This is a genomic window from Streptomyces sp. NPDC054863, assembly GCF_053610825.1.
Genome location: NZ_JBSGZD010000118.1, coordinates 2659 through 22537, shown reverse-complemented (window position 1 = coordinate 22537; position 19879 = coordinate 2659). Strand labels below are relative to the sequence as shown.

General features: G+C 71.1%; 29 protein-coding genes. 19 read left to right on the top strand and 10 right to left on the bottom strand.

Going from position 1 to position 19879, the window contains the following annotated elements:
- The 4 genes from ACWGIG_RS21375 to ACWGIG_RS21360 all read left to right on the top strand — a co-directional run.
- On the top strand, positions 1 to 380 hold a 380-nt coding region (locus ACWGIG_RS21375; RefSeq protein ID WP_453323217.1), incomplete at its 5' end, for a hypothetical protein.
- Positions 381 to 660: 280 nt separating this feature from the next.
- The gene (locus tag ACWGIG_RS21370) at positions 661 to 1776 is read left to right on the top strand and encodes a fatty acid desaturase family protein (protein ID WP_453323216.1); all 1116 of its coding nucleotides are present in this window, start codon (positions 661 to 663) and stop codon (positions 1774 to 1776) included.
- A gap of 82 nt (positions 1777 to 1858) precedes the next feature.
- Entirely contained in the window at positions 1859 to 2041 is a 183-nt protein-coding gene (locus ACWGIG_RS21365; RefSeq protein ID WP_362418994.1) for a hypothetical protein, read from the top strand.
- 123 nt (positions 2042 to 2164) lie between these two features.
- A complete protein-coding gene (locus tag ACWGIG_RS21360) occupies positions 2165 to 2707 on the top strand; it encodes an MOSC domain-containing protein (RefSeq protein WP_453323215.1) in 543 nt (180 codons plus the stop codon).
- A 104-nt stretch (positions 2708 to 2811) separates the two neighbouring features.
- On the opposite strand, the gene ACWGIG_RS21355 is transcribed toward ACWGIG_RS21360, so the two are convergent.
- Positions 2812 to 3615 (bottom strand): hypothetical protein, encoded by an 804-nt coding sequence (locus tag ACWGIG_RS21355; RefSeq protein WP_453323214.1) that lies wholly within the window; start codon positions 3613 to 3615, stop codon positions 2812 to 2814.
- Between the two features lie 112 nt (positions 3616 to 3727).
- Complete coding sequence (locus ACWGIG_RS21350) at positions 3728 to 3994, bottom strand: hypothetical protein (protein WP_453323213.1); 267 nt, start codon at positions 3992 to 3994, stop codon at positions 3728 to 3730.
- A 163-nt stretch (positions 3995 to 4157) separates the two neighbouring features.
- Between ACWGIG_RS21350 and ACWGIG_RS21345 the strand changes: the two genes are divergently transcribed.
- A complete protein-coding gene (locus tag ACWGIG_RS21345; protein WP_453323219.1) occupies positions 4158 to 5051 on the top strand; it encodes an oxygenase MpaB family protein in 894 nt (297 codons plus the stop codon).
- 33 nt (positions 5052 to 5084) lie between these two features.
- Here the strand turns inward: ACWGIG_RS21345 and ACWGIG_RS21340 are convergent, their stop codons facing one another.
- The gene (locus ACWGIG_RS21340) at positions 5085 to 5684 is read right to left on the bottom strand and encodes a class I SAM-dependent methyltransferase (protein ID WP_453323212.1); all 600 of its coding nucleotides are present in this window, start codon (positions 5682 to 5684) and stop codon (positions 5085 to 5087) included.
- A 143-nt stretch (positions 5685 to 5827) separates the two neighbouring features.
- Between ACWGIG_RS21340 and ACWGIG_RS21335 the strand changes: the two genes are divergently transcribed.
- The 5 genes from ACWGIG_RS21335 (at position 5828) to ACWGIG_RS21315 (ending at position 8864) form a co-directional block, all read left to right on the top strand.
- On the top strand, positions 5828 to 6232 hold the full coding sequence (locus tag ACWGIG_RS21335; protein WP_453323211.1) for a DUF742 domain-containing protein: 405 nt from the start codon (positions 5828 to 5830) through the stop codon (positions 6230 to 6232).
- A gap of 94 nt (positions 6233 to 6326) precedes the next feature.
- Positions 6327 to 7076: a GTP-binding protein gene (locus ACWGIG_RS21330; RefSeq protein ID WP_453323210.1), complete on the top strand. Its 750-nt coding sequence runs from the start codon at positions 6327 to 6329 to the stop codon at positions 7074 to 7076.
- A gap of 134 nt (positions 7077 to 7210) precedes the next feature.
- Positions 7211 to 7606, top strand: coding sequence for a roadblock/LC7 domain-containing protein (locus ACWGIG_RS21325; protein WP_453323209.1), 396 nt, complete (start codon positions 7211 to 7213; stop codon positions 7604 to 7606).
- A gap of 113 nt (positions 7607 to 7719) precedes the next feature.
- Complete coding sequence (locus ACWGIG_RS21320; RefSeq protein WP_453323208.1) at positions 7720 to 8643, top strand: DUF6397 family protein; 924 nt, start codon at positions 7720 to 7722, stop codon at positions 8641 to 8643.
- 5 nt (positions 8644 to 8648) lie between these two features.
- A complete protein-coding gene (locus tag ACWGIG_RS21315) occupies positions 8649 to 8864 on the top strand; it encodes a hypothetical protein (RefSeq protein ID WP_453323207.1) in 216 nt (71 codons plus the stop codon).
- On the opposite strand, the gene ACWGIG_RS21310 is transcribed toward ACWGIG_RS21315, so the two are convergent.
- The 3 genes from ACWGIG_RS21310 to ACWGIG_RS21300 form a co-directional block, all read right to left on the bottom strand.
- Complete coding sequence (locus ACWGIG_RS21310; protein ID WP_453323206.1) at positions 8846 to 9268, bottom strand: YchJ family protein; 423 nt, start codon at positions 9266 to 9268, stop codon at positions 8846 to 8848. The genes ACWGIG_RS21315 and ACWGIG_RS21310 overlap by 19 nt on opposite strands.
- Before the next feature lie 117 nt (positions 9269 to 9385).
- Complete coding sequence (locus ACWGIG_RS21305; RefSeq protein WP_453323205.1) at positions 9386 to 9760, bottom strand: RNA-binding S4 domain-containing protein; 375 nt, start codon at positions 9758 to 9760, stop codon at positions 9386 to 9388.
- A gap of 9 nt (positions 9761 to 9769) precedes the next feature.
- Positions 9770 to 10690: an alpha/beta hydrolase gene (locus tag ACWGIG_RS21300; RefSeq protein ID WP_453323204.1), complete on the bottom strand. Its 921-nt coding sequence runs from the start codon at positions 10688 to 10690 to the stop codon at positions 9770 to 9772.
- A 327-nt stretch (positions 10691 to 11017) separates the two neighbouring features.
- On the opposite strand from ACWGIG_RS21300, the gene ACWGIG_RS21295 reads away from it, so the two are divergent.
- Both ACWGIG_RS21295 and ACWGIG_RS21290 read left to right on the top strand, forming a co-directional pair.
- Entirely contained in the window at positions 11018 to 11584 is a 567-nt protein-coding gene (locus ACWGIG_RS21295) for a GNAT family N-acetyltransferase (protein ID WP_453323203.1), read from the top strand.
- Between the two features lie 189 nt (positions 11585 to 11773).
- Entirely contained in the window at positions 11774 to 12001 is a 228-nt protein-coding gene (locus tag ACWGIG_RS21290) for a hypothetical protein (protein ID WP_453323202.1), read from the top strand.
- Positions 12002 to 12037: 36 nt separating this feature from the next.
- On the opposite strand, the gene ACWGIG_RS21285 is transcribed toward ACWGIG_RS21290, so the two are convergent.
- The 3 genes from ACWGIG_RS21285 to ACWGIG_RS21275 form a co-directional block, all read right to left on the bottom strand.
- Positions 12038 to 12784 carry a DUF2470 domain-containing protein gene (locus ACWGIG_RS21285; RefSeq protein ID WP_453323201.1) on the bottom strand — a complete coding sequence of 249 codons (747 nt, stop codon included), beginning with the start codon at positions 12782 to 12784 and terminating at the stop codon, positions 12038 to 12040.
- 588 nt (positions 12785 to 13372) lie between these two features.
- Complete coding sequence (locus ACWGIG_RS21280) at positions 13373 to 13993, bottom strand: L-threonylcarbamoyladenylate synthase (RefSeq protein WP_453323200.1); 621 nt, start codon at positions 13991 to 13993, stop codon at positions 13373 to 13375.
- A gap of 52 nt (positions 13994 to 14045) precedes the next feature.
- Positions 14046 to 14861 (bottom strand): SDR family NAD(P)-dependent oxidoreductase, encoded by an 816-nt coding sequence (locus ACWGIG_RS21275; protein ID WP_453323199.1) that lies wholly within the window; start codon positions 14859 to 14861, stop codon positions 14046 to 14048.
- Between the two features lie 116 nt (positions 14862 to 14977).
- On the opposite strand from ACWGIG_RS21275, the gene ACWGIG_RS21270 reads away from it, so the two are divergent.
- Positions 14978 to 15514 carry a class I SAM-dependent methyltransferase gene (locus ACWGIG_RS21270; protein WP_453323198.1) on the top strand — a complete coding sequence of 179 codons (537 nt, stop codon included), beginning with the start codon at positions 14978 to 14980 and terminating at the stop codon, positions 15512 to 15514.
- A gap of 23 nt (positions 15515 to 15537) precedes the next feature.
- Here the strand turns inward: ACWGIG_RS21270 and ACWGIG_RS21265 are convergent, their stop codons facing one another.
- The gene (locus tag ACWGIG_RS21265) at positions 15538 to 16158 is read right to left on the bottom strand and encodes a DUF2867 domain-containing protein (protein WP_453323197.1); all 621 of its coding nucleotides are present in this window, start codon (positions 16156 to 16158) and stop codon (positions 15538 to 15540) included.
- A gap of 96 nt (positions 16159 to 16254) precedes the next feature.
- Here ACWGIG_RS21265 and ACWGIG_RS21260 point away from each other — a divergent pair, with 96 nt between their 5' ends.
- The 6 genes from ACWGIG_RS21260 to ACWGIG_RS21235 all read left to right on the top strand — a co-directional run.
- Positions 16255 to 16815 (top strand): TetR/AcrR family transcriptional regulator, encoded by a 561-nt coding sequence (locus ACWGIG_RS21260; RefSeq protein ID WP_453323218.1) that lies wholly within the window; start codon positions 16255 to 16257, stop codon positions 16813 to 16815.
- 162 nt (positions 16816 to 16977) lie between these two features.
- On the top strand, positions 16978 to 17358 hold the full coding sequence (locus tag ACWGIG_RS21255) for a hypothetical protein (protein WP_453323196.1): 381 nt from the start codon (positions 16978 to 16980) through the stop codon (positions 17356 to 17358).
- A 10-nt stretch (positions 17359 to 17368) separates the two neighbouring features.
- On the top strand, positions 17369 to 17947 hold the full coding sequence (locus ACWGIG_RS21250; protein ID WP_453323195.1) for a hypothetical protein: 579 nt from the start codon (positions 17369 to 17371) through the stop codon (positions 17945 to 17947).
- On the top strand, positions 17944 to 18321 hold the full coding sequence (locus tag ACWGIG_RS21245) for a peptidase inhibitor family I36 protein (RefSeq protein ID WP_453323194.1): 378 nt from the start codon (positions 17944 to 17946) through the stop codon (positions 18319 to 18321). The genes ACWGIG_RS21250 and ACWGIG_RS21245 overlap by 4 nt, the downstream gene beginning before the upstream one ends.
- A gap of 127 nt (positions 18322 to 18448) precedes the next feature.
- Positions 18449 to 19345: an ABC transporter ATP-binding protein gene (locus tag ACWGIG_RS21240; protein WP_453323193.1), complete on the top strand. Its 897-nt coding sequence runs from the start codon at positions 18449 to 18451 to the stop codon at positions 19343 to 19345.
- A gap of 117 nt (positions 19346 to 19462) precedes the next feature.
- On the top strand, positions 19463 to 19879 hold a 417-nt coding region (locus tag ACWGIG_RS21235; protein WP_453323192.1), incomplete at its 3' end, for an ABC transporter substrate-binding protein.

The window sequence follows — 19879 nt, the reverse complement described above, 5'->3', positions numbered from 1 at the left end:
GTTACGGCCCGCCGACCGCGGGCGGAGGTTCCGGCTGGCCCCCGGAGGACCAGGGCCCCGGCGGGCCGTCCCGGGGCCCCGGAGGCCGCCGGCCGCTGGTGATCCTGCTCGCCGTCCTGGTGGCCGTGGCCGCCGTCGTGGCGGTCGTGCTCGTCGTGACCGGCGGCGAGAAGTCCGGACAGCCGGGGGCGCCCGCCACCAGCACCACCAAGCCGGGCCCCTCCTTCAGCCTGCCGAGCGAGTTCCCCACCAGCCTTCCGACGGAGCTGCCGTCCGACTTCCCGACGCTTCCGTCGGACTTCCCCACGGAGCTGCCGTCCGACTTCCCCACGGAGCTCCCCAGCGACCTCCGCTCGGAACTGGAGTCGTTCCTGCCCTGACGGGCCTGACGGGCCTGACGGGCCTGACGGCCCTGACGGGCCCGATGAGCCCGATGAGCCCGACGCGACCCTTGCGCCGGTCGTCGGCGGCACCTCTTGAGGCGGTCCCTGGCCACCGCCGCATCCCGCGAGGGTGTACCCAGTGACACCAGCGCAAGGGGGCAGGCCCCCGCATCCTCCGGGTGGTGCCGTCATGGCCGGAAACGGTTTTGATCCGTAGATTCTCCGAGAGTCGGGCGCCGCATTTTCCAAGTGCGCCTCCAGAGACCGGAGTCCCCGTATGCCCCAGGCCATCGTCGCCGCATCGGAGCACTCCTCCGGTGCATCCCCAGGCAGTGACTTCGCGCCACTTCTGCGCGCTGTCCGGGGAGCGGGGCTGCTGGAGCGCCGCCACGGGTGGTACGCCGCGCGCATCGGCGTGAACCTGGCCGGTCTGGCCGCGGTGATCACGGGCATCGTCCTCCTCGGCCACACCTGGTGGGTACTGCTCCTCACTGTCCCGTTCTCCCTCGTGTGGACACGCACCGCCTACCTGAGCCACGACGCAGGTCACGCCCAGATAGCGAGCAGCCGCCGGGCCGGCCGGTGCCTCTCCCTCATCCACGCCAACCTGCTCCTCGGCATGAGCCAGGCCTGGTGGAACGAGAAGCACAACCGCCACCACGCCAACCCCAACCACGTCGAGAAGGACCCGGACGTCGGTGTCGGAGCCCTGGTCTGGACCCAGAAGCAGGCCGCGGGCCGAGAGGGCTTCGCGCGCTGGCTCGCCCGCCACCAGGCCCGGCTGTTCTTCCCCATGCTGCTGCTCGAAGGCATCGCCCTGAAGGTGTACGGATTCCAGGACCTGCGCCGCCAGGACGTGCGCGAGCGCAAGGCCGAGGCAGCCCTCCTGGTCGCCCATCTCGGGCTCTACGCAGCGCTGTTGCTGACCACCATGTCGCCGCTCACCGCACTCGTCTTCGCCCTCGTGCACCACGCCTTCTTCGGCCTCCAGCTGGGCATGGCCTTCGCGCCCAACCACAAGGGCATGGAAATGCCCGACCCCGACGGCGAACGCTGGGGCCACCTGCGCCGCCAGGTCGTCACCTCGCGCAACGTGCGCGGCGGACCTGTCACCGACTGGTTCCTCGGCGGCCTCAACTACCAGATCGAGCACCACCTGTTCCCGAACATGCCCCGCCCGCACCTGCGGCTCGCCCAGCCCCTGGTGCGTGCCCACTGCCACGAGGTCGGCCTTCCGTACGCGGAGACCGGGCTGATCGACTCCTACCGGCAGGCACTGGGTCACATGCACGAGGTCGGCGAACCCCTGCGGGACAAATCCCCGGACACCGGCTCGCGTACGGAGAGTGCAATGCCCCGTACGGAAAGTGCGGTCTCCGGTCGGGGCGCCTGAACCGGTGCCGGGGCGGAACCGACGCGGCCCGGCGTACGTTGTGAGAAGCAGGAGCGGCAGCAGCCGCGGAGGAGGCGTCGAGATGTCGAAGAGCGCAAAGGTCGCGACCGGTGGTGTCGTCGTAGGCATCGCCCTCATATGGTTCATCGGATTCTGGCCCGCCCTGCTGGTCATGGTGGGTGTGCCCGTCGCCGCCTATCTGATGCTGGACAAGACCCAGCGCCGCAGGCTGCAGCGGATCACCCGCAAGGAGCTCGGCCGCTGAGCCCGTCGGGGCCGCGCCGTCCGGCCTGACCCCGCCCGGGCCGCGCCGTCCGGCCCGACGGGCTTGCCCCGCCCCGGACCGGCTCACGGAGGAACATCCGTACGGGAGAAGGGGAGCTCCGCCATGGGGGCAACGGTCGAGGCGGTCAGCAGCAACGGCGCCTACTCGTTCACCAAGCCGAACCGCGACAGCATCACGCTGCTGGCCGGACTCGGGGTCGAGGGCGATGTCCACGCGGGAGTGACGGTCAAGCACCGCTCCCGGGTGGCTCAGGATCCCACCCGGCCTAACCTGCGCCAGGTCCACCTCATCCACCGGGAGCTCTTCGACGAGGTGTACGAAGCGGGCTTCGATGTCGAGCCCGGCCAGCTCGGCGAGAACGTCACCACCAGCGGCATCGACCTGCTCGCCCTGCCCGTCGGTACCCTGCTGCACCTCGGCGACGAGGCGGTGGTGGAGGTCACCGGGCTGCGCAACCCGTGCCTCCAGATCGACACCTTCCAGGACGGACTGCTCAAGCAGGTCGTCGGCCGTGACGCCGACGGCAACATCGTCCGCAAGGCCGGAATCATGAGCATCGTCCGCACCGGCGGGACGATCCGGCCGGGCGACGCCATCGGCGTCGTGCTCCCCGCCGCGCCGTACCGCCCGCTCGAACGCGTCTGACCGCTGCCGCTACCGACCGCTGTCGTCACCGCGACCGCGACTGCCCTCGGTGCCGGTGCCGGAGCCGGTGCCCCGGGCGCCGGCCGGCCTACCGTCCCGGGGTGTCAGGACGGCCGTACGGCCAGCTTGTCCAACGACTCCAGCAGCCCCGGCAGTTCCGCGCCCCGGCCCAACGGAAGAACCTCACCGGGCTCGTCGTCCAGCAGCAGGAACGCGATGTCGTCCGTCCTGGCCACGAACGACCAGCCGGGCCCGTCGGCCCGCAGCGTCCGCGCCTCGCTCGTGGCGAAAGCCGACCGCACCCGACCCGGTGGTGGCGGCTCGGCGACGTACCCGTGCAGCGCGTCGATCACCTTCCGCACGCCCGGATGCAGCTCGCCCTCCGTGCCCTCGAACGACTCGGTGCCGCTCTCCTCGTCGAGCTGCCCGCGCCACGTCGCCCACTGCCGTCCGATCTCGTCGGCCCCCAGCCTGCGCTGCGCGGGCCCCCACACCTCGGTGTCGGGCGGTGTGAGCACAGGATGCGTACCGTCGGCCCCGTCGTCCTCCGGCGCGGGGTTGTGCGGCGCGGGCACCCCCGGCGCCGAGACGGCGAGGGCGAGCGGCCAGCCCGGCAGCGCGGCCACCACCGAGCGCTCCGGCGGCGACAGGTCGTACTCCATGCCGCAGTCCCAGGACGCGATGGCCACCGCCACCAACGACACGTCGTCGACGGCCACGGTCCAGCGGGCGCCGCCGCCGTCCTGGCCGAAGACCAGCCCGTACCCCGTGCCGATCGGCTCCAGACCGAGCGCCGCACACGCAGCGGGGAAGTCGTCACCGAGTACGCTCGGGAACTGCGCAGGCGTCAGCAGGACCGCGGTGAGCACGAACAGCTCGTCGTCCCCGGCAGCTTCCGTCCCGGTCACGGCACCCTCCCCAGATGATCGGTCGTCGGCGCACCTTAACCAGCCGGTAACCGGATCGTCGACCCCCTGGTCGGGCCGGGGCTTCCACCGTCGGACCTTGCACCTCCCACGGTCAGGCCGCGGGAAGCCCCAGCAGGCTGCGGGCCACGCTCTGGGGCGGCTCGTCGCGCTCGCGCGCGAGCGCGATCACCGCCCGGCACGCCAGTTCCGTCACCCCGAACGACAGGGCCTCGGGCGAGACCCACCCGGCCGCCTCGTCACTGCGCGGCTCGTCGTCCTCCGCGCAGGCGGCCACGTACACGGCCGCCGCCTCAAAGAGGTTGTGCCGCCGCCTGGGTTCCGGCGCGGCCCGGAACTCCTCCTGTCGCGGCGCCTGCAACGATCGGACTATCCGCCTGATTCTGTTGAGCACCCGGATCACGTCCCGTGAGCAGTGGATCGGTCGACTCCTCAAGTGTGCCCGCCCGACGTAGGGTTGCGCCTTCGACAGCACGGCGGCCGTGACGACGAGGCAGCCGCACGACACGGCAGAAGGGCGACGCGTGGTGAAGCGCTACGAGCGGCTCCGGCAGATACAACAGCTCGACCCCGAGCGGGACTTCCTGCAGATCTACCGGATCACCTCCACCTACGAATTCCCGTGGGACTTCACCAGAGCCCTGGAACTGGCCCTCTACCGCACCTATGCGGTGCCCGGCATCGGACGCCTCCTCGCCGAGACCGCGGAGCTGACCGACCGGTCGCAGAAGCGCTACGACGACACCGCCCTTCTCCTGGACACCGTCGTCGAGCACGGCTTCGGCAGCGAGGAGGGCCGCACCGCCATCCGCCGCATCAACCGGATGCACCGCAGCTACGACATCGGCAACGACGACATGCGCTACGTCCTGTGCACGTTCGTCGTCACCCCCAAGCGGTGGATCGACGCCTACGGCTGGCGCAGGCTCTCCGACCACGAACTGCGCGCCTCGGCGGCGTACTACCGCACCCTCGGAACCCACATGGGCATCCAGGAACTCCCGCAGACGTACGAGGAGTTCGAGCGCTGCCTCGACCTCTATGAGGCGGACCACTTCGGTTGGGACGAAGGCGCCCGCAGGGTCTCCGACGCGACCCTCGACCTCATGGCCTCCTGGTACCCGGCTCCGCTGGCGGGCGTCGTCCGGGGCGCGGCCCGCGCCCTCCTCGACGACTCGCTGCTGCGGGCCTTCCGGTACGAGCGCCCGCACCCGCTGACCCGCACGGCGGTCCGGGGCGCCCTGCGGCTGCGCGCGCGGACGGTACGTCTGCTGCCGCCGCGCCGCGCGCCCCACTACGCCCGCCAGAACCCCGAGATCAAGGGATATCCGAACGGCTACGAGGTCGCCGCCCTGGGCACCTTCCCGGTCCCCGGCGTACGCGGCTGCCCGGTGCCCCACCAGCAACGCACCCAGTAGCGGAACGGCGGGCCCGCCCGGGGGCCGGGCCCGTCACTCCGTGCGGGCCGCCACCGCCAGGAACCTGCTGTCCTCGTCGACGTACGACAGCAGGCGCCACCCCGAGCCGCCCAGCAGCGGGCGCAGACGGGACTCGGCCCGCAGGTCGTCCTCGCTGATCTGCCGTCCCTGCCGCGCCGCCAGGGCGGCCCTGCCCACCGGGTGGAACAGTGCGAGCAGGCCGCCGGGGCGTACGGCGCGGGCCAGCTCGCGCAGGTCCTCCCCGGGGTGGGCGAGATGCGAGATCAGCCCCGCGGCGAACACCGCGTCCAGGGCGCCCGCCGCGATCGGCAGCCGTGCGACGTCGGCCTGCAGCAGCTGCGCAGCCGCCCCGCGCCCCGCGCGGGCCGCCTCGTCCAGCATCTCCCGGGTCAGGTCGGCGCCCAGCACCGTGCCGGCCTGACCCACGGCCTTCCTCAGGTACGGCAGGGCCCGCCCCGTCCCGCATCCCGCGTCCAGCACGGAGTCTGAGGGCCGCAGCCTCAAAGAGGCAACGGCCGCCTCGTACGCGGGACCGTCGCCCGCGAAGCGCGCGTCCCAACGGGCGGCGCGGGCACCGAAGAACTCCTGAACCTGCATGTGGTCATCGGTCATGACCACATGATCTCCCGCGGCAACGTTCCCGCCACATTCCGCATGCTTTCGAAACCGGCGGCGGGATCGCACCCCGTCGGCACTACCGTCCGGAATCCACGGGGCACATCGCACCGCACCGCCGGAGCCGGAGAGAGCCACGGATGATCGAGCATCAGAGGGCCGCCGAAGGCAGCACCCAGTGGTACGACGCCGATGCAGGCCCACTCGTACGCCCCTATGCGCAGTCCGGCATGCGCGCCGCACCGGGCCAGGCCGACACGCCTCTCGACCTCGTTGCCCAGCTCACCGCCGTGACGGGCACCGGCGAACCGGACCCTGCCCTGCTCGGCCGCGCCCACCACACGCTGTTCACGCTCTGCCGCACCGGACCCCGGACCGTCGCGGAACTCGCCGTGGCGACTGACCTGCCCACCGGTGTCGTACGCACCCTCCTGAACGACCTCCTCGCCGCAGGCCGGTTGGCGCTGAACGGCCCCGCCCGCCCCACCGTCCCGCCCGCGGAACTGCCCGTGCAGGAAATGATCGAAGGCCTGCGCGCCCTCTGAACACCGCGCCACAGGACGGAGGAAGCCCCGGCATCCGCCCGGGCGCAGGCGGTGCGGATTCCCGACCCAGCCCGACAGCCGAAAGAAGTCCCCCATGGTTCCCGTGGTTCCCGAGGGCTCCCAGCGGAACGACAGCCCCGCCGCTTCCGACCGCACCCCCGCCGACAACGGCGGCGCCGGCGAATCCGGAGCTCCCTCAACCGGCGCCGCCGAGTTCGGAGCCCCCGAAGCCGAAGCCGAAGTCGAAGTCGAAACCGAAGCCGCGCAAGCGGACAGTGCACCCCTGGCACTGAAAATACTGGTCGCGGGCGGCTTCGGAGTCGGCAAGACCACCCTGGTCGGCTCCGTGAGCGAGATACGGCCGCTGCGCACCGAGGAACTGCTCAGCGAGGCGGGGGAGTCGGTGGACGACACCGCCGCCGTCCACCGCAAGGCCGCGACGACCGTCGCCATGGACTTCGGCCGCATCACCATCCGGTCCGGGCTGTCGCTCTACCTGTTCGGCACCCCGGGCCAGGACCGCTTCTGGTTCCTGTGGGACGACCTCTCGCAGGGTGCGCTCGGCGCCGTCGTCGTCGCCGACACCCGCAGGCTCGCCGACAGCTTCTTCGCGGTGGACTACTTCGAGGACCGCCGCATTCCCTTCGTCGTGGCGGTCAACTGCTTCGCAGGCGCGCAGTCCTACGGGGCGCGCGAAGTCTCCCAGGCCCTCGACCTCGACCGGGGAACCCCCGTGGTGCTGTGCGACGCACGCGACCGTGACTCGGGCAAGGAGGTGCTGATCCGGCTGGTCGAGTACGCGGGACGCGTGCACACGACGCGCATGCTCGAATCGCTGGGCTGACCGGGCCTCCTCGCCGTACCCCGTCGGCCACCGCTTCCCGAGTGATCCGATCTGCTTGCCGCCACGCCGACAGTGGGTAAGGCTTGCGGGAGAACAGGGGACACGGGGAACGAATGAGCGGGGAGAGCCGAACCATGGCGCTGAACAAGGGACTTGACTGGCTGCTCGACGACCTGACGAACCGGATCCAGCACATCCGGCACGCACTGGTCCTCTCCAGCGACGGACTGGTGACCGGGGCGAGTGCCGGGCTGGAACGGGCGGACGCGGAGCATCTCGCCGCCGTCTCCTCGGGACTGCACAGCCTGGCGAAGGGATCGGGGCGGCACTTCCGGGCGGGCAAGGTGCGTCAGACGATGGTCGAATTCGACGACGGGATCCTCTTCGTCACCGCGGCGGGCGAGGGTAGCTGTCTGTGCGTACTGAGCGCCGCCGAGGCCGACTTCGGCCAGGTGGCGTACGAGATGACGCTGCTGGTCAACAGGGTCGGCGAGCATCTCGGAGTAGCAGCGCGAACGCCCGGAATCTGACTGACCTGCAGAAATGCGCTCGGCCTGAGGGTTATCCACAGGCCGAGCGCGATCCGGACCGCCGAGCGTACGGTCGTTACCGAGAGTGTTCGCAACTCACGGGGAGGGCCGTCATGGTCGTACAGGAAGTCCAGGAATCTCAGCCGGTGCGGGGCACGGGGCGGACCACCCCCACCCCGCACGGCACCGTCACCGCCGTCCGCGCGGCACAGGAGCTGGGGCTCAGGAGGGGCGAGTTCGATCTTGCCGTGCAGCTCGGCCGCATCCGCACCGTCATGGCGGGCGAGGGCGGGCGGCGCGTGGCCCGTGAAGAGGTCGACCGGCTGCGGGAGTTGGAGGCGACCGCGACTCCGCTCAGGGAGCGGCTGCGGACGGCAGGCACCACCGAGGGGGCGGCGCTCCTGCACATCGGCCGGACCCGGTTCACCGGCCTCGCCCGCGCCGGATACCTCAGCCCTGCGAGGCTCTACCTCAACCGGTACAGGGCGGTCGTCTGGCTCTACCTCGTCGAGGAACTGACGGACTTCAAGGCCCGTCACCCCGAACTGCTCACCGGCAACTACCCGGCGGCCATGCGTACGGTGCTCGGTACGGGGGAGGACCGGCGGGCCCGCAACTGGCGCAGCCGGCGTCTCGGCCAACTGCTCGGGCGCACCGAGAACCCCTGGGAACAGGCGGCGATCTTCAGCTCACTCCTGGAGCAGGACGAGCTCGACCAGGTGCTGGACGATCCGCAGGAGGCCGCCCACCTCGCCGGGCTCCGGTCCGGACTCGTCGCCGCCGCGCCCCGCAGTCCCGCCGCCCGCGAAGTCGTGCACCGCCTGCTGATGGCGGACACGGAGGACGAGATCAGGTGGATCAGGCTGAGCCTGGCCCTGGCCCTGGACGAGGCACGCACACAGCTGCCCCTGCCCGGCCCGGACGCCACCGCGGCCCGTCCTTCCCGGGCCCGTCCTGCCTTGCCTGTCCTCCGCGCCCTGTGGCGTGCCTGGATGCCCGGCCCGAAGAGGCGGAGGCGGGCCGATGAGGCACACTGATCCACGTGTCGTCTCCTCGCCGTGTATGTCCCGTGTGCCGCCGCGAAATCGCTGTCGTCGCCGCTCGCTTCGCCCGCCACGACCCGCCTGGTGCGCGGGGCACGACAGAGCTGATCTCCTGCCCGGGTTCGCGCAGTACGGCGCCCCTGGGGTTGGCGCTGCAGCCCTCCCTGGACGGCTACGCAACACCGGAGTTCCCCGGTCAGCTGCCGCTGTTCTGACCGTCGAGGTACGACCAACGGCCGTCGACCCGCACGAACCTGCTCACCTCGTGCTGGCTGTCCGCCCGGCCCTCATGGACGAAATGGGCGCGGAACTCCACGATTCCTTCCTGGTGGAAGGCGGAGCCGTCCGAGGTGGCGAGAATGTCGAGCCCCGTCCAGCGCTGCCCGGGATCCAGGTCCAGGGCGCCCGGCCGGGTCGTCGGGTGCCAGGTCCGCAGCAGGTAGTCGGCGTCGAGCACCACGAACGCGCTGTAGCGCGAGCGCATCAGGCGCTCGGCCGTCGGTGCCGCGGCCTCCCCGCGGTGGAAACGGCCGCAGCAGTCCCCGTAGGACTGCTCACGCCCACAGGGGCAGGGGGCCGTGGCGCTGGACTTCGTACGAGATCGAGGCATCTGGGACATGCCCCCATCCTCCCCCGACAGGGTTCGGGCTTTGTACGCCCCCTCGCTCTCGCCGACCAGGGCCCGTGTGCCGGGGACCTGCCGGCCGGAACCCGTCCCCGACCGCAGGGGCGACTCTCAGAGCCCGCCGCGCAACTGCTGCCACTCCCGCCGGTCCCGCTTGGTCGGCCGACCGGCGCCGCGCTCCCGCACGCCCACGCCGATGGCCTCCTTCGGGGGACGTGGCGCGCTCTTGTCCACGAAACACCCGGCGGCGGGCTCCGCTCCCACCCGCTTGCGTACGAGCTGGGACACGACGACGACGCGCTCCCAGCCCTCCTGGCGCACCCGCACCTCGTCACCGACGCGCACCGACTGCGCCGGCTTGGCGCGCTCCCCGTTGATCCGTACGTGCCCCGCTTTGCAGGCGGCAGCAGCCATCGACCGTGTCTTCATGAGCCGCACGGACCAGACCCAGCTGTCCACCCGTACGGTTCCCGCATCCGAAGCCATACGGCCACCCTAATGGGACAGGGCTGCGCGCAGGGCGGTCAGCGAGGGCCGGGCCGCGGTGCGGCAGGACGGCACCAGGTCCGCGAAGCTCAGGAACCCGTGCACCATGTCCGCCTGGACGTCCAGTCGGGTGGGCACGCCCGCCTCGCGCAGCCGCCGGGCGTACGCGGTTCCCTCGTCCAGCAGCGGATCGTTGCCCGCCACCAGGATGTACGCGGCGGCGAGGCCCGAGAGGTCACCGGCGAGCGCCACCGCACCGTACGGAATCGCCTCCTCGCGGGAGATCAGCCCGAAGTGGTGCCTATGGAAGAACCCCATGGCGTCGCTGCCGAGCATCGGCCCCTCGGCGAAGCGCGTGCGCGAGGAAGTGGCGTCCAGCGTGGTCGCCGGGTACCAGAGGAGCTGGAAGACCGGCTGCGGCAGACCCCGGTCCCGTGCCATGAGGCAGACCGCCGCCGAGATCGAGGCACCCGCGCTGTCCCCGGCGAGCGCGATGCGCTCAGGGTCACCGCCCCATGCGTCCACATGTTTCCGCGCCCACGCGTACACGGCGAAGCCGTCCTCCAGAGCGGCGGGGAAAGGGTGCTCGGGAGACAGCCGGTAGTCGACCGATATCACCAGGGAGCCGGTCTCCCGCGCCGTCCTCCGGCACAGGGCGTCGTGGCTGTCCAGACTGCCGATCACAAAACCGCCGCCGTGGCAGAAGACGGTGACGGGCAGTCCGGGATCGAGCGAGGGGTGGTAGACGCGTACCGGAATCTCACCGGCGGGGCCGGGGACGCTCGCGTTCACGACCTTCGGGAGTTCTGTCGTGACAGGCATGAGGGAGAGTCCGGCAGCCGCCTGCGCGCGGAAGTCCACAGGGTCGAGGGACCAGTCGATCGGTGGAATCAGGTCGAGGAACTGCTGGAGTCCGGGTTCGATCGGCATGGCGTCACTCCCTGACGGGCCGTCACTGATGTGCCGAATGTACGTGCCTCCTGCACGGAAGGGAAGGACCGCACAAAGGACCGTACAACGGTCAACTTCCCGCTTGTTAAGCCCCCTTGGCGAAGGCCGCACTCCGTATCCGTGTCTCCCCACGCGGCCCCCGGCAGGTCAACCACACCGCACGGCGCCTGGCCGCCCTCGACGCCGTCCGGTCCGACAGGCACCGCGCCCGGCAGGTAGTGCCGACAGGCGGCGCCGAAATCCGACGCCGAAATCCGGCGCCGAAATCCGGTGGCGTCATCGCCGCGGGGCGGTGACGATCGCCGCATGCATCTCTTCCTGGCGACCGAGCGCCTCGCCCTGCGCCCCTTCACCGAGACCGACACGGACATCGACCACCTGCTGGCGCTGGACAACGACCCCGACGTCATGCGCTACATCAACGGCGGCCGGCCGACGACCCGCGAGACGATCCGCGCCAAGACGCTGCCCCGGCTCCTGCACGACCACCCCTGCCTCGGCACCCGCGGCTACTGGGCCGCAGAGGACAGGAACACCGGGGCGTTCCTGGGCTGGTTCGAGTTCCGCCCGCTGGACGACCGCAGTGCCGCCGTGGTCGAGCTCGGCTACCGGCTGGGCAAGGAGGCCTGGGGCAAGGGATATGCGACGGAGGGCTCACGTGCCCTGATCCGCAAGGGGTTCACGGACCTGGGGGTGGCGCGGGTGACCGCCAACACCATGGCGGTCAACACGGGATCGCGCCGGGTGATGGAGAAGGCGGGCCTGAGCTTCGTACGCAATTACACGGACGACTGGCCGGAAGTCATCGAAGGCTCCGCAGAAGGCGAGGTCGAGTACGCACTCACCCGCCCGGAGTGGGAGCGGCGCGGCTGACCGGGGTACCTGCCGGGAACGGAGGCGGCAATCCCGCCCGGCATGCGGAGGAGTGCCTGCCGGTGCCTACTGGGAGCAGGGCCGGACACACTTGGTTGCGCACCGGCAGCTTGGGCGTCACCGTCCAGCTCCGCACCCCGCAGGTCTGCCCCGAGCCCCGCAGATCTGCCCGCCAAGGAAGGTCCCGCCATGATGCGCGTACGTACCGCCCCGACTGTTGCCGCAGTCATCGCCGCCGGCAGCCTCCTGCTCGCCCCCGGCGCGTCGGCCGACCGCACACCCGAACCGGAGGGGTGTGCCGTCATCCAGCACCATCTCGACGCCTACCGCCGTGGCGAGGTCCAGTACTTCGTCGACCCGGAACCGGCCTGGCGGGCGGAGGCCGAGCGGCTCGGGTGCGACATCTGCGGCCTCTGACCCCTGCACCGCGTCCTGGGCCTGCCGGGCCGCCGCTCAGGCCGGCAGCCGGTTGGGGTGGGACATCCGGCGGGCCGCCCGCAGCAACCCCTGGATCTGCGGGCCCGCCTGCTCGGCGCCGGCCACGGGGGTGGGGAACGGCAGCCGTACGTCGGTGTGCGTGTGCGGGTACTCCAGGCGCAGCGTGAGGCCGTACCGGTCGATCGCCAGCGGCAGCGCGCGGGTCAGTGCGGCGGTCCGGGGCGTGGGCGCCAGCCTCAGCAGCAGGGGGACCAACTCGGCGTGCGAGTCCAGGAGATGCGTCAGCATCCCGGCCTCGCAGAGGGCCAGCGGGTCGGGGGAGGTGTGCTCCAGCGCGTCGAGCGTGACGTACGTGCGTCCGTGGGCGTCCTCGATGACGGCCTGCCCGAACTCCATGCAGGTGCTCTCGTCGGCCGCCGACGTTTCGTACGGGGCGGCGAGGAGCCCGGTGAGGGTGACTCGGGTGCGCACCCGGTCGCGGACCGGAGTGGGCGCGATGTCGGTGAATTCGAGCCGGACGGGGATGCGTTCGTGCTCGGGAGAGTCGGCGATGCCGGAGTGACCGGGGGAGGGGTGGGCGTCCTCCGTCACCCCGACCGGCTCGTGGAGGTGGATGCGGCTCATGACTCCGGCGCCGTCGAGCCTGCGTACCTCCGTGTGCACACCGTCGCTGACGACCGTCATCGAGTGGGCGGCGGCCAGTACGGAACGCACGCGTTCGGCGCTGGTCGGCTGCGGGGCGCGGGTGCGGGGCAGGCGCATGCTGAATCTCCATGGGGGCAGCGGTGAATCACCGGAGCGAGCAACTTAGGTAAGGCTAACCTAATGCACGCCTGGGGGTTTTGGGGGGCCTCTTTCGGCCGTTGACCCGCGTGTCGGGCGGGCCAACGGACCGGCTCACCGACCTCCTCCCTCCGGCACGCCGAGGGCTGCCGGGCCTCTGATGCCCCTGCGCCCCTTCCGGCAGTGAACGGTGGGCGGCGCCCAGCCGGAGATCGTCACGGGCCTGGGTGGTCGCGGGCATCGACGAGGTCGAACCGGAACACCACGGTCTGACCGGCGGAATGCTGACGACTCATCAGGATTTGGGCTCCGCCGTGGGGTCGGCGGTCGGCCTTGCAGTGGCCACCGCCGCGGTGACCGAGGGCGGCAAGTGGCCGAGGGGTACGACAGGGCGGCCCTCCTGGCGGGCGCCCTGGTGGCCGCGGTCTGGCGGTCGGACAACGAATCCGCCGCTCTGCGGCAGTTCGTGGCGGTCGCCGAGGAGGCGCTCCGCCCGAAGGCGCCCTCCCGGCCCTTCACCGGTTCCGCCCGTACGATCCCCCCCCGGGGCTCTCCACCGGAATGGGGTTACTCGAACCGCTCGGTGTCGCCCGCTCCCCGGCGTACGATCTCCGCCTCGCCGCTCGAAAAGTCCACGACCGTGGTCGGCACAGTGCCGCAGTCGCCGGAGTCGATCACGGCATCCACCTCGTGGTCGAGGCGCTCCTTGATCTCCCAGCCCTGCGTCATCGGCTCCTCCTGGTCGGGCAGCAGCAGCGTGCTCGACAGCAGCGGCTCACCGAGCTCGGCGAGCAGGGCCTGGGTGACGACGTGGTCGGGGATGCGCACTCCGACCGTCTTCTTCTTCGGGTGCAGCAGTTGGCGCGGCACCTCCTTCGTCGCGGGCAGGATGAACGTGTAGCTGCCGGGCGTCGCGGCCTTGATGGCACGGAACACCTTGTTGTCGAGCTGCACGAACTGGCCCAGCTGGGCGAAGTCATGACACATGAGAGTGAAGTGGTGCCGGTCGTCGAGATTGCGGATCGACCGGATCCGGTTGATTCCTTCCCGGCTGCCGAGCTGACATCCCAGCGCGTAGCAGGAGTCCGTCGGATACGCGATGAGCGCACCGGAACGGATGCTCTCGGCCACGCTCTTGATGGTCCGCGCCTGGGGGTTTTCGGGGTGCACGTCGAAGTACTTCGCCATCCGCGGAGTCTAGGTGATCGGAACCCCCGTACCCGTCGGCCGGGCCGCACGGTCACCCGTCGGACCGCTGCCCCGCGCCCTCCGCGCCACCACCGCCCATCGAGCGCACCATCGACAGATTGCTCACCAGCAGGCCTCCGTCGACGGGCAGCGTCACCCCGGTGATCCAGGACGCGTCCGCCGAAGCGAGGAAGGCGACGGCCGCCGCGATGTCGTCCGGCTCACCGACGCGCCCCAACGGATAGTGGGCCGCGGCACGTTCGAGCACTCCGGGCCGGTCGTCCCAGACGCGGGTGCGTACGGTGCCGGGCTCGACGAGATTGACGCGCACACCGCGCGGGGCGCACTCGACGGCCAGGGTGCGGGTCAGAGAGGCGAGAGCGGCCTTGGCCGCGCTGTACGCGTGGTTGCCGAAGTTCTGTTCCGCGTTGACCGAGCCGATGCTGACGATCGCGCCCCGCCCGCCGGCTGCCGCCAGGTGGGGGAGGCAGGCGCGGACGCAGCGGTACGCGCCGTGCAGGGTGACCTCGAAGTCCTCGTACCAGGGGCCGTCCTCGGCCTCCTCGAAGCGGGGCGGGTCCGGATGGCACGCGTAGGCGTTGTTCACCAGGACGTCGAGACCGCCGAAGGACTCCACGGCCCTGCCGACCGCTGCCTCCACCGAAGCCCGGTCGACGACGTCGCACGGCTGGGCCACCGCGACTCCGCCACTGTCGCGTACGGCTTCGGCCACCTGCTCCGCACGGGACGGATCCCGGTCCGTGACGAGCACCCGTGCGCCCTCCGCAGCCAACCGTCGGGCGATCGCAGCGCCGATGCCCTGGCCCGCGCCGGTGACCAGCGCGGCGTATCCGTCGAATCGCGTCATGCGCACACCCTAGGACCGCCCGGCCGGCAGCGGCCGGGCTGTCTTCCGGTTCATGAACCGACCGCCCGAGCACGGCTGTTGACCGCTTCCGCCCCCTCTCGTCGAATCGGCCGCCCATGACATGCTGCCCCGACCTGGGCTGCGGCCCCGGACACGTGGCGGCCTGGCTCGCCGGGAACGGTGCGCGCACCGTCGGCATAGACCTGTCCGCAGGCATGGTCGAGGCCGGGCGGCGCAGGTTCCCCCAGGTGGAGTTCCGCGAAGGTGATCTCTGTGAACTCCCGGCCGAGGACGGTGAGTTCGCCTCAGCCGTCGCCTTCTACACGATCATCCACCTCGACCCCGACGACCTGCCCCGCGCGTTCGAGGAGATGTACAGGACGCTGCGCCCGTCCGGCCTGCTGCTGCTCTCCTTCCACGTCGGCGAAGAGGTCCGGCACATGGACGAGTGGTGGGGACACGGCGTGAACCTCGACTTCCGCTTCCTCGACCCGGCCCACGTCGCCCCGCTCCTCGAAGCAGCCGGATTCACCGTCGAGATGCGCATGGAACGCACCCACTACGCCCACGAGGCCGAGACCCGACGGTGCTACTTCCTGGCACGCCGCCTGCCGCTCGGAGCCGCGGGTGACCGGCAGGCCGTGGACAAGTAGCGCTCCGGGCGACCGGCAGCTCCTCAGCCCGCCACCTTCCGCCGCTCGGCACTCGCCTCCCACTCCCTCCCGATCCCGCGGATGAAGGCCGAGTACACACCCAGGTACCTGAAGGGCTTGATGAACGCCATGTAGGCGGCGCCGGCCAGCCCGTTGGGCTTCACGAGTACGGCCATCTGCCCGTGGTACCCGCCCGCCCCGTCCGGCACCCAGCCGACGTGCAACAGCCCGTGCACGGTCCCGTTGCCCATCTCGGCCACCCACTCGTCGTGCGTCTGGTAGACCGACTTGAACGACACCGAGCGCAGATCGTCCCCCCGGGGTCCGTCGCGCAGATCCGCGGGCAGCCGCTCCCGCAGCGACGGCACCCGGCCTCCGACGCCCTTCTCCGGCTTGTCCCAGCCGAGCAGTTTCCCGAGCTTCCAGCGGATCGCGAAGAGCAGGCGCGACACGGGCGAGGAGAGGTGCGCGGGGGGCGTCGCCCCGCCGTCGCTGTGCTTGTCGGTGAACTGGTCCACCAGGTGTGCGAGATCGTCCGGACCACCCGGTGTCGGAAGCGCCCACACGTCCTCCAGCTGGAAGTCGTGTGCGATCGAATGAATCCGCCAGGGTCGCGAGGTGTGGGCGGTGGTGGGGAGTTTCATGAACGAACCCCTCTCTATACGATGCCGTATACAGCAAGCTAGCAGCGCCTATACGGCACCGTATAGACGGTGCGGGACGTGACGGGAGACACACCCATGGGCCTGGCCCGTACGCCGCGCGGCACCTGGATCGAGGAGGGGCTGCGTGCACTCGCCGCCGGCGGCCCCGAAGCCGTGCGGATCGAGCCCCTGGCCCAGGCGATCGGCGTCAGCAAGGGCGGTTTCTACGGGTACTTCGGCAATCGGGACGCGCTCCTGGCCGAAATGCTCGACACGTGGGAGCGCGAGGTCACCGAGTCGGTGATCGAACGCGTCGAGAGCGGCGCGGGCGACGCCAGGACCAGACTGGAGCGGCTGTTCACGCTCACCGCCGAGTCCGGACAGGGACCTGTCCTGGGCGTCCCGGTCGACCTCGCGATCCGCGACTGGGCCCGCCGCGACGAGAGCGTCGCTGAACGGCTGAGCCGCGTGGACAACCGCCGCATGGCCTACCTGCGTACCCTCTTCGCCGGCATCTGCTCCGACCCCAGCGACGTCGAAGCCCGGTGCATGATCACCTTCTCCCTCCGACTCGGTGCGCACCTCGTCGCGGCGGACCACGACGGACACAGTCGCGCGGAGGTCATGGAGCTGACCAGGAAGTGGCTCCTGAGGTAGCCCGTCGCCCCCTCGCCCCGGTGCGGGGTTCGCGCGGTCTGTGTGGCCCCTGCGGTACGACTACTCACCGTTACGAGTGGCGGTGGGTGTGGCGGCGATTTGTGCGTGGAAGGCTGCGACCGCACTGTTCGTCCGCTGCCTCGGGGGCTTGCTCATATGCGTTTGTCCGCCGCTCTGTTGACCACCGTCGCGCTGGTCGCCGCCGTACCGTCCGCGACCGCACACACCACTCGCGCAGTACCCGCCGCCGAAGCGGCTCTGCCCGGATACGTCTGTTTCTGGCCCGAACCCGAAGAGACGGGTGCGGGCGGCGGCTGGTGCTACAACGGCACCGGCTACGCCGAAGCCGCACCGCATGTGAAACGGCATGCGAAGTCGTTCAGCAACCAGACCCAGGACACCTTCTACGCCCTCAGCTTCCCCCGCGAAGGGGGCTGTCTCTACCGGACCGTCTACGGGGGCGACTACTCCGGCTTCTGGGAGTGGTGGGACAAACTGGACGGAGTCCAGCGCAGCAGGCCCACCGACTGCCGGCCCGGCTGAGCCGCCCGCCGTGTCCGTGCCCATCCGTGCGAAGGGGCCCCTGTCCACCGGCGCGGGGAAGTCGGTGTCGGCCCGCGCGAAGAGGCCCGTGCGCTGCCGTGCGAAGAGGTGCCCGCCCGCCCTGCTCCTGGCCGTCACCTTCGTACTGGGCGGCTGCGCCGCACCGGAGCGGCGGATCGAACTCGGTCCCGACGACACGCTCAAGGCCGCCCAGCAACTGATCACCGACCGCTGCCTGACGGGCCAGGGCCTCACCCCGCCCAGGCCCGGAGCCGCCACCCCCTTGCCCGCCCTCGCGCACCGGATCTCCGACGCCCTCTTCGGGACCGGCCGGGCCGAACTCTCCCTCGCGCTCCCCGGCGGCCACGTGATCAGCCAGCACACCGACGGCTGTCTGGCCACCGCCCAACGCCGCCTGTACGGCGACCAACGGCGCTGGTTCCAGGTCTCGACCCGCGTCGCCAACCTCCGCTCCGCGGCGCCCGCCGCAGACCGCACCGACTACCGGCGGCTGCGCGAAGACGGCCTGCGCCGCGCCCGAACCCTCCTCGCCGAAGCTGCCCACGCCCAGAAAGGCATCCGCTCATGAAGCGACTCCTGACCCTGTTCACCGCTGTCCTGCTCGCCGCCGGAGGTGCGCTGGCCGCGCCCGCCTCCGCGGCACCTTGCGCCAGCGGTTCCTTCTGCGTCTGGCCGGACGCCAACTTCGGCGGCAATGTCTTCTCCTCGTCGGGGGACGACGAGTGGTGGGATTCCTGGATCGCCGACGCGGACTCGTCGTGGGCCAACCACGCGATCTCGGGACCGGGCATCAAGGACCACGTCATCGTCCACGAGGACGCCATCCAGTGGCCGTCGACCGGCGGCGCCCGCACGATCTGCCTGGCCCCCGGCCAGGAGGTCGCCTCCAACGCGAACGCCAACGACCGCGGGGACGCGCACGTCTGGGCCATGCAGTGCTGACGGCGCAGCGGCGGGCGTGAGCGAGTCCGCCCCGGACAAGGCCCCTGTTCACCGGTCGTGCGCCGCCGAACAGGGGTCTTTTACTGACTGTTTTCAGCCATGCTTAGGTTAGGCTAACCTTCGGCGTGTGAATGTCGGTGAAGAACTCCTCCAGGCCTCGATCCGCCGTGGCCACAGCCTTGCCGCCACGGGCGTCACCGTGGCGTACGACGGTGTCGACGTCGTGCACGAGGCGTCCCTCGTGCTGTCGCCCGGACACGTGACCGTACTGGTCGGGCCGAACGGCAGTGGGAAGTCGACGCTGTTGCGGACCGTGGCACGGCTGCAGCGGGCACGGAACGCGGCCCTCATCCTCGACGAGGGGACGGATGGATTCGCCCTGACCCCCCGTGAGTTCTCGCGGCACGTCGCACTGCTGACCCAGGGGCGGCCCACGCCCAGCGGGCTCTCCGTGCGGGACGTCGTGGAGTTCGGGCGCTACCCCTACCGGGGGCGCTGGGGCCGGGCCGACCCGGACGGAAGCGCGGCCGTGGACCGGGCGCTGGAGATGACCGGAGTCACCGAACTCGCCGCGCGCGGCGTCGAGCACCTCTCCGGCGGTCAGCTCCAGCGGGTGTGGCTCGCGAGCTGCCTCGCACAGGAGACGGGCGTACTGCTGCTGGACGAACCGACGACGTACCTCGACCTCCGGTACCAGGTGGAACTCCTGGACCTGATACGGGACTTGGCGGACGACCACGGCATCGCCGTCGGCGTGGTGCTGCACGACCTGGACCAGGCGGCAGCCGTCGCCGACCGGATCGTGCTGCTCCGGGCAGGACGGGTGATCTCGGACGGAGAGCCCGAGGACGTACTCGTACCGGAGCGGCTGACGGACACGTATGGCATCCGGATCGAGGTCTCCACCGATCCGCTGACGGGACGGCTGCGCACCCGCGCGATCGGCCGGCACCACACGCGGCGGACACCCGAGGGCGTACGCGTGCTCGACAGCGACGACGCGCAGGTCGACACCCGCGTGTAGGCCCGCGCCGCCCGCAGGACGGCACCACCCCCAAGCACCACTCCGCAGGTCCCCCCCCCGCAAGGCCCCAGGCACAAACGCGCGTACCGCGCACTTTGAAAGGCTCAGTACCCCGTCATGAGACGACTCCTCCTCGCCGCTGCAGCGGCCACCGCCGCCGCCCTCACCCTGAGCGCCTGCGGCACGACCGAGCCCGCCGCGGACAAGGCGGACAAGTCGGAGAAGAAGACCTCCGAGCGCATCTCCCTCACCGACGCATCCGGCAAGAAGGTGGAGCTGGAGGGCCCCGCCAAGAAGGTTGTCGGAACCGAGTGGGACGTCGTCGAGCACCTGGTCGCGCTCGGCGTCGACCCGGTCGGCGTCGCCGACGTCAAGGGCTACACCGCCTGGGACAAGGCAGCCCCGCTGAAGAACGCGCCGAAGGACATCGGCACCCGCGGCGAGCCCAGCATGGACACCGTCGCCGCCCTCGCGCCCGACCTCATCATCGCCACCACGGACCTCCCGCCGGCCGCCGTCAAGCAGCTGCAGAAG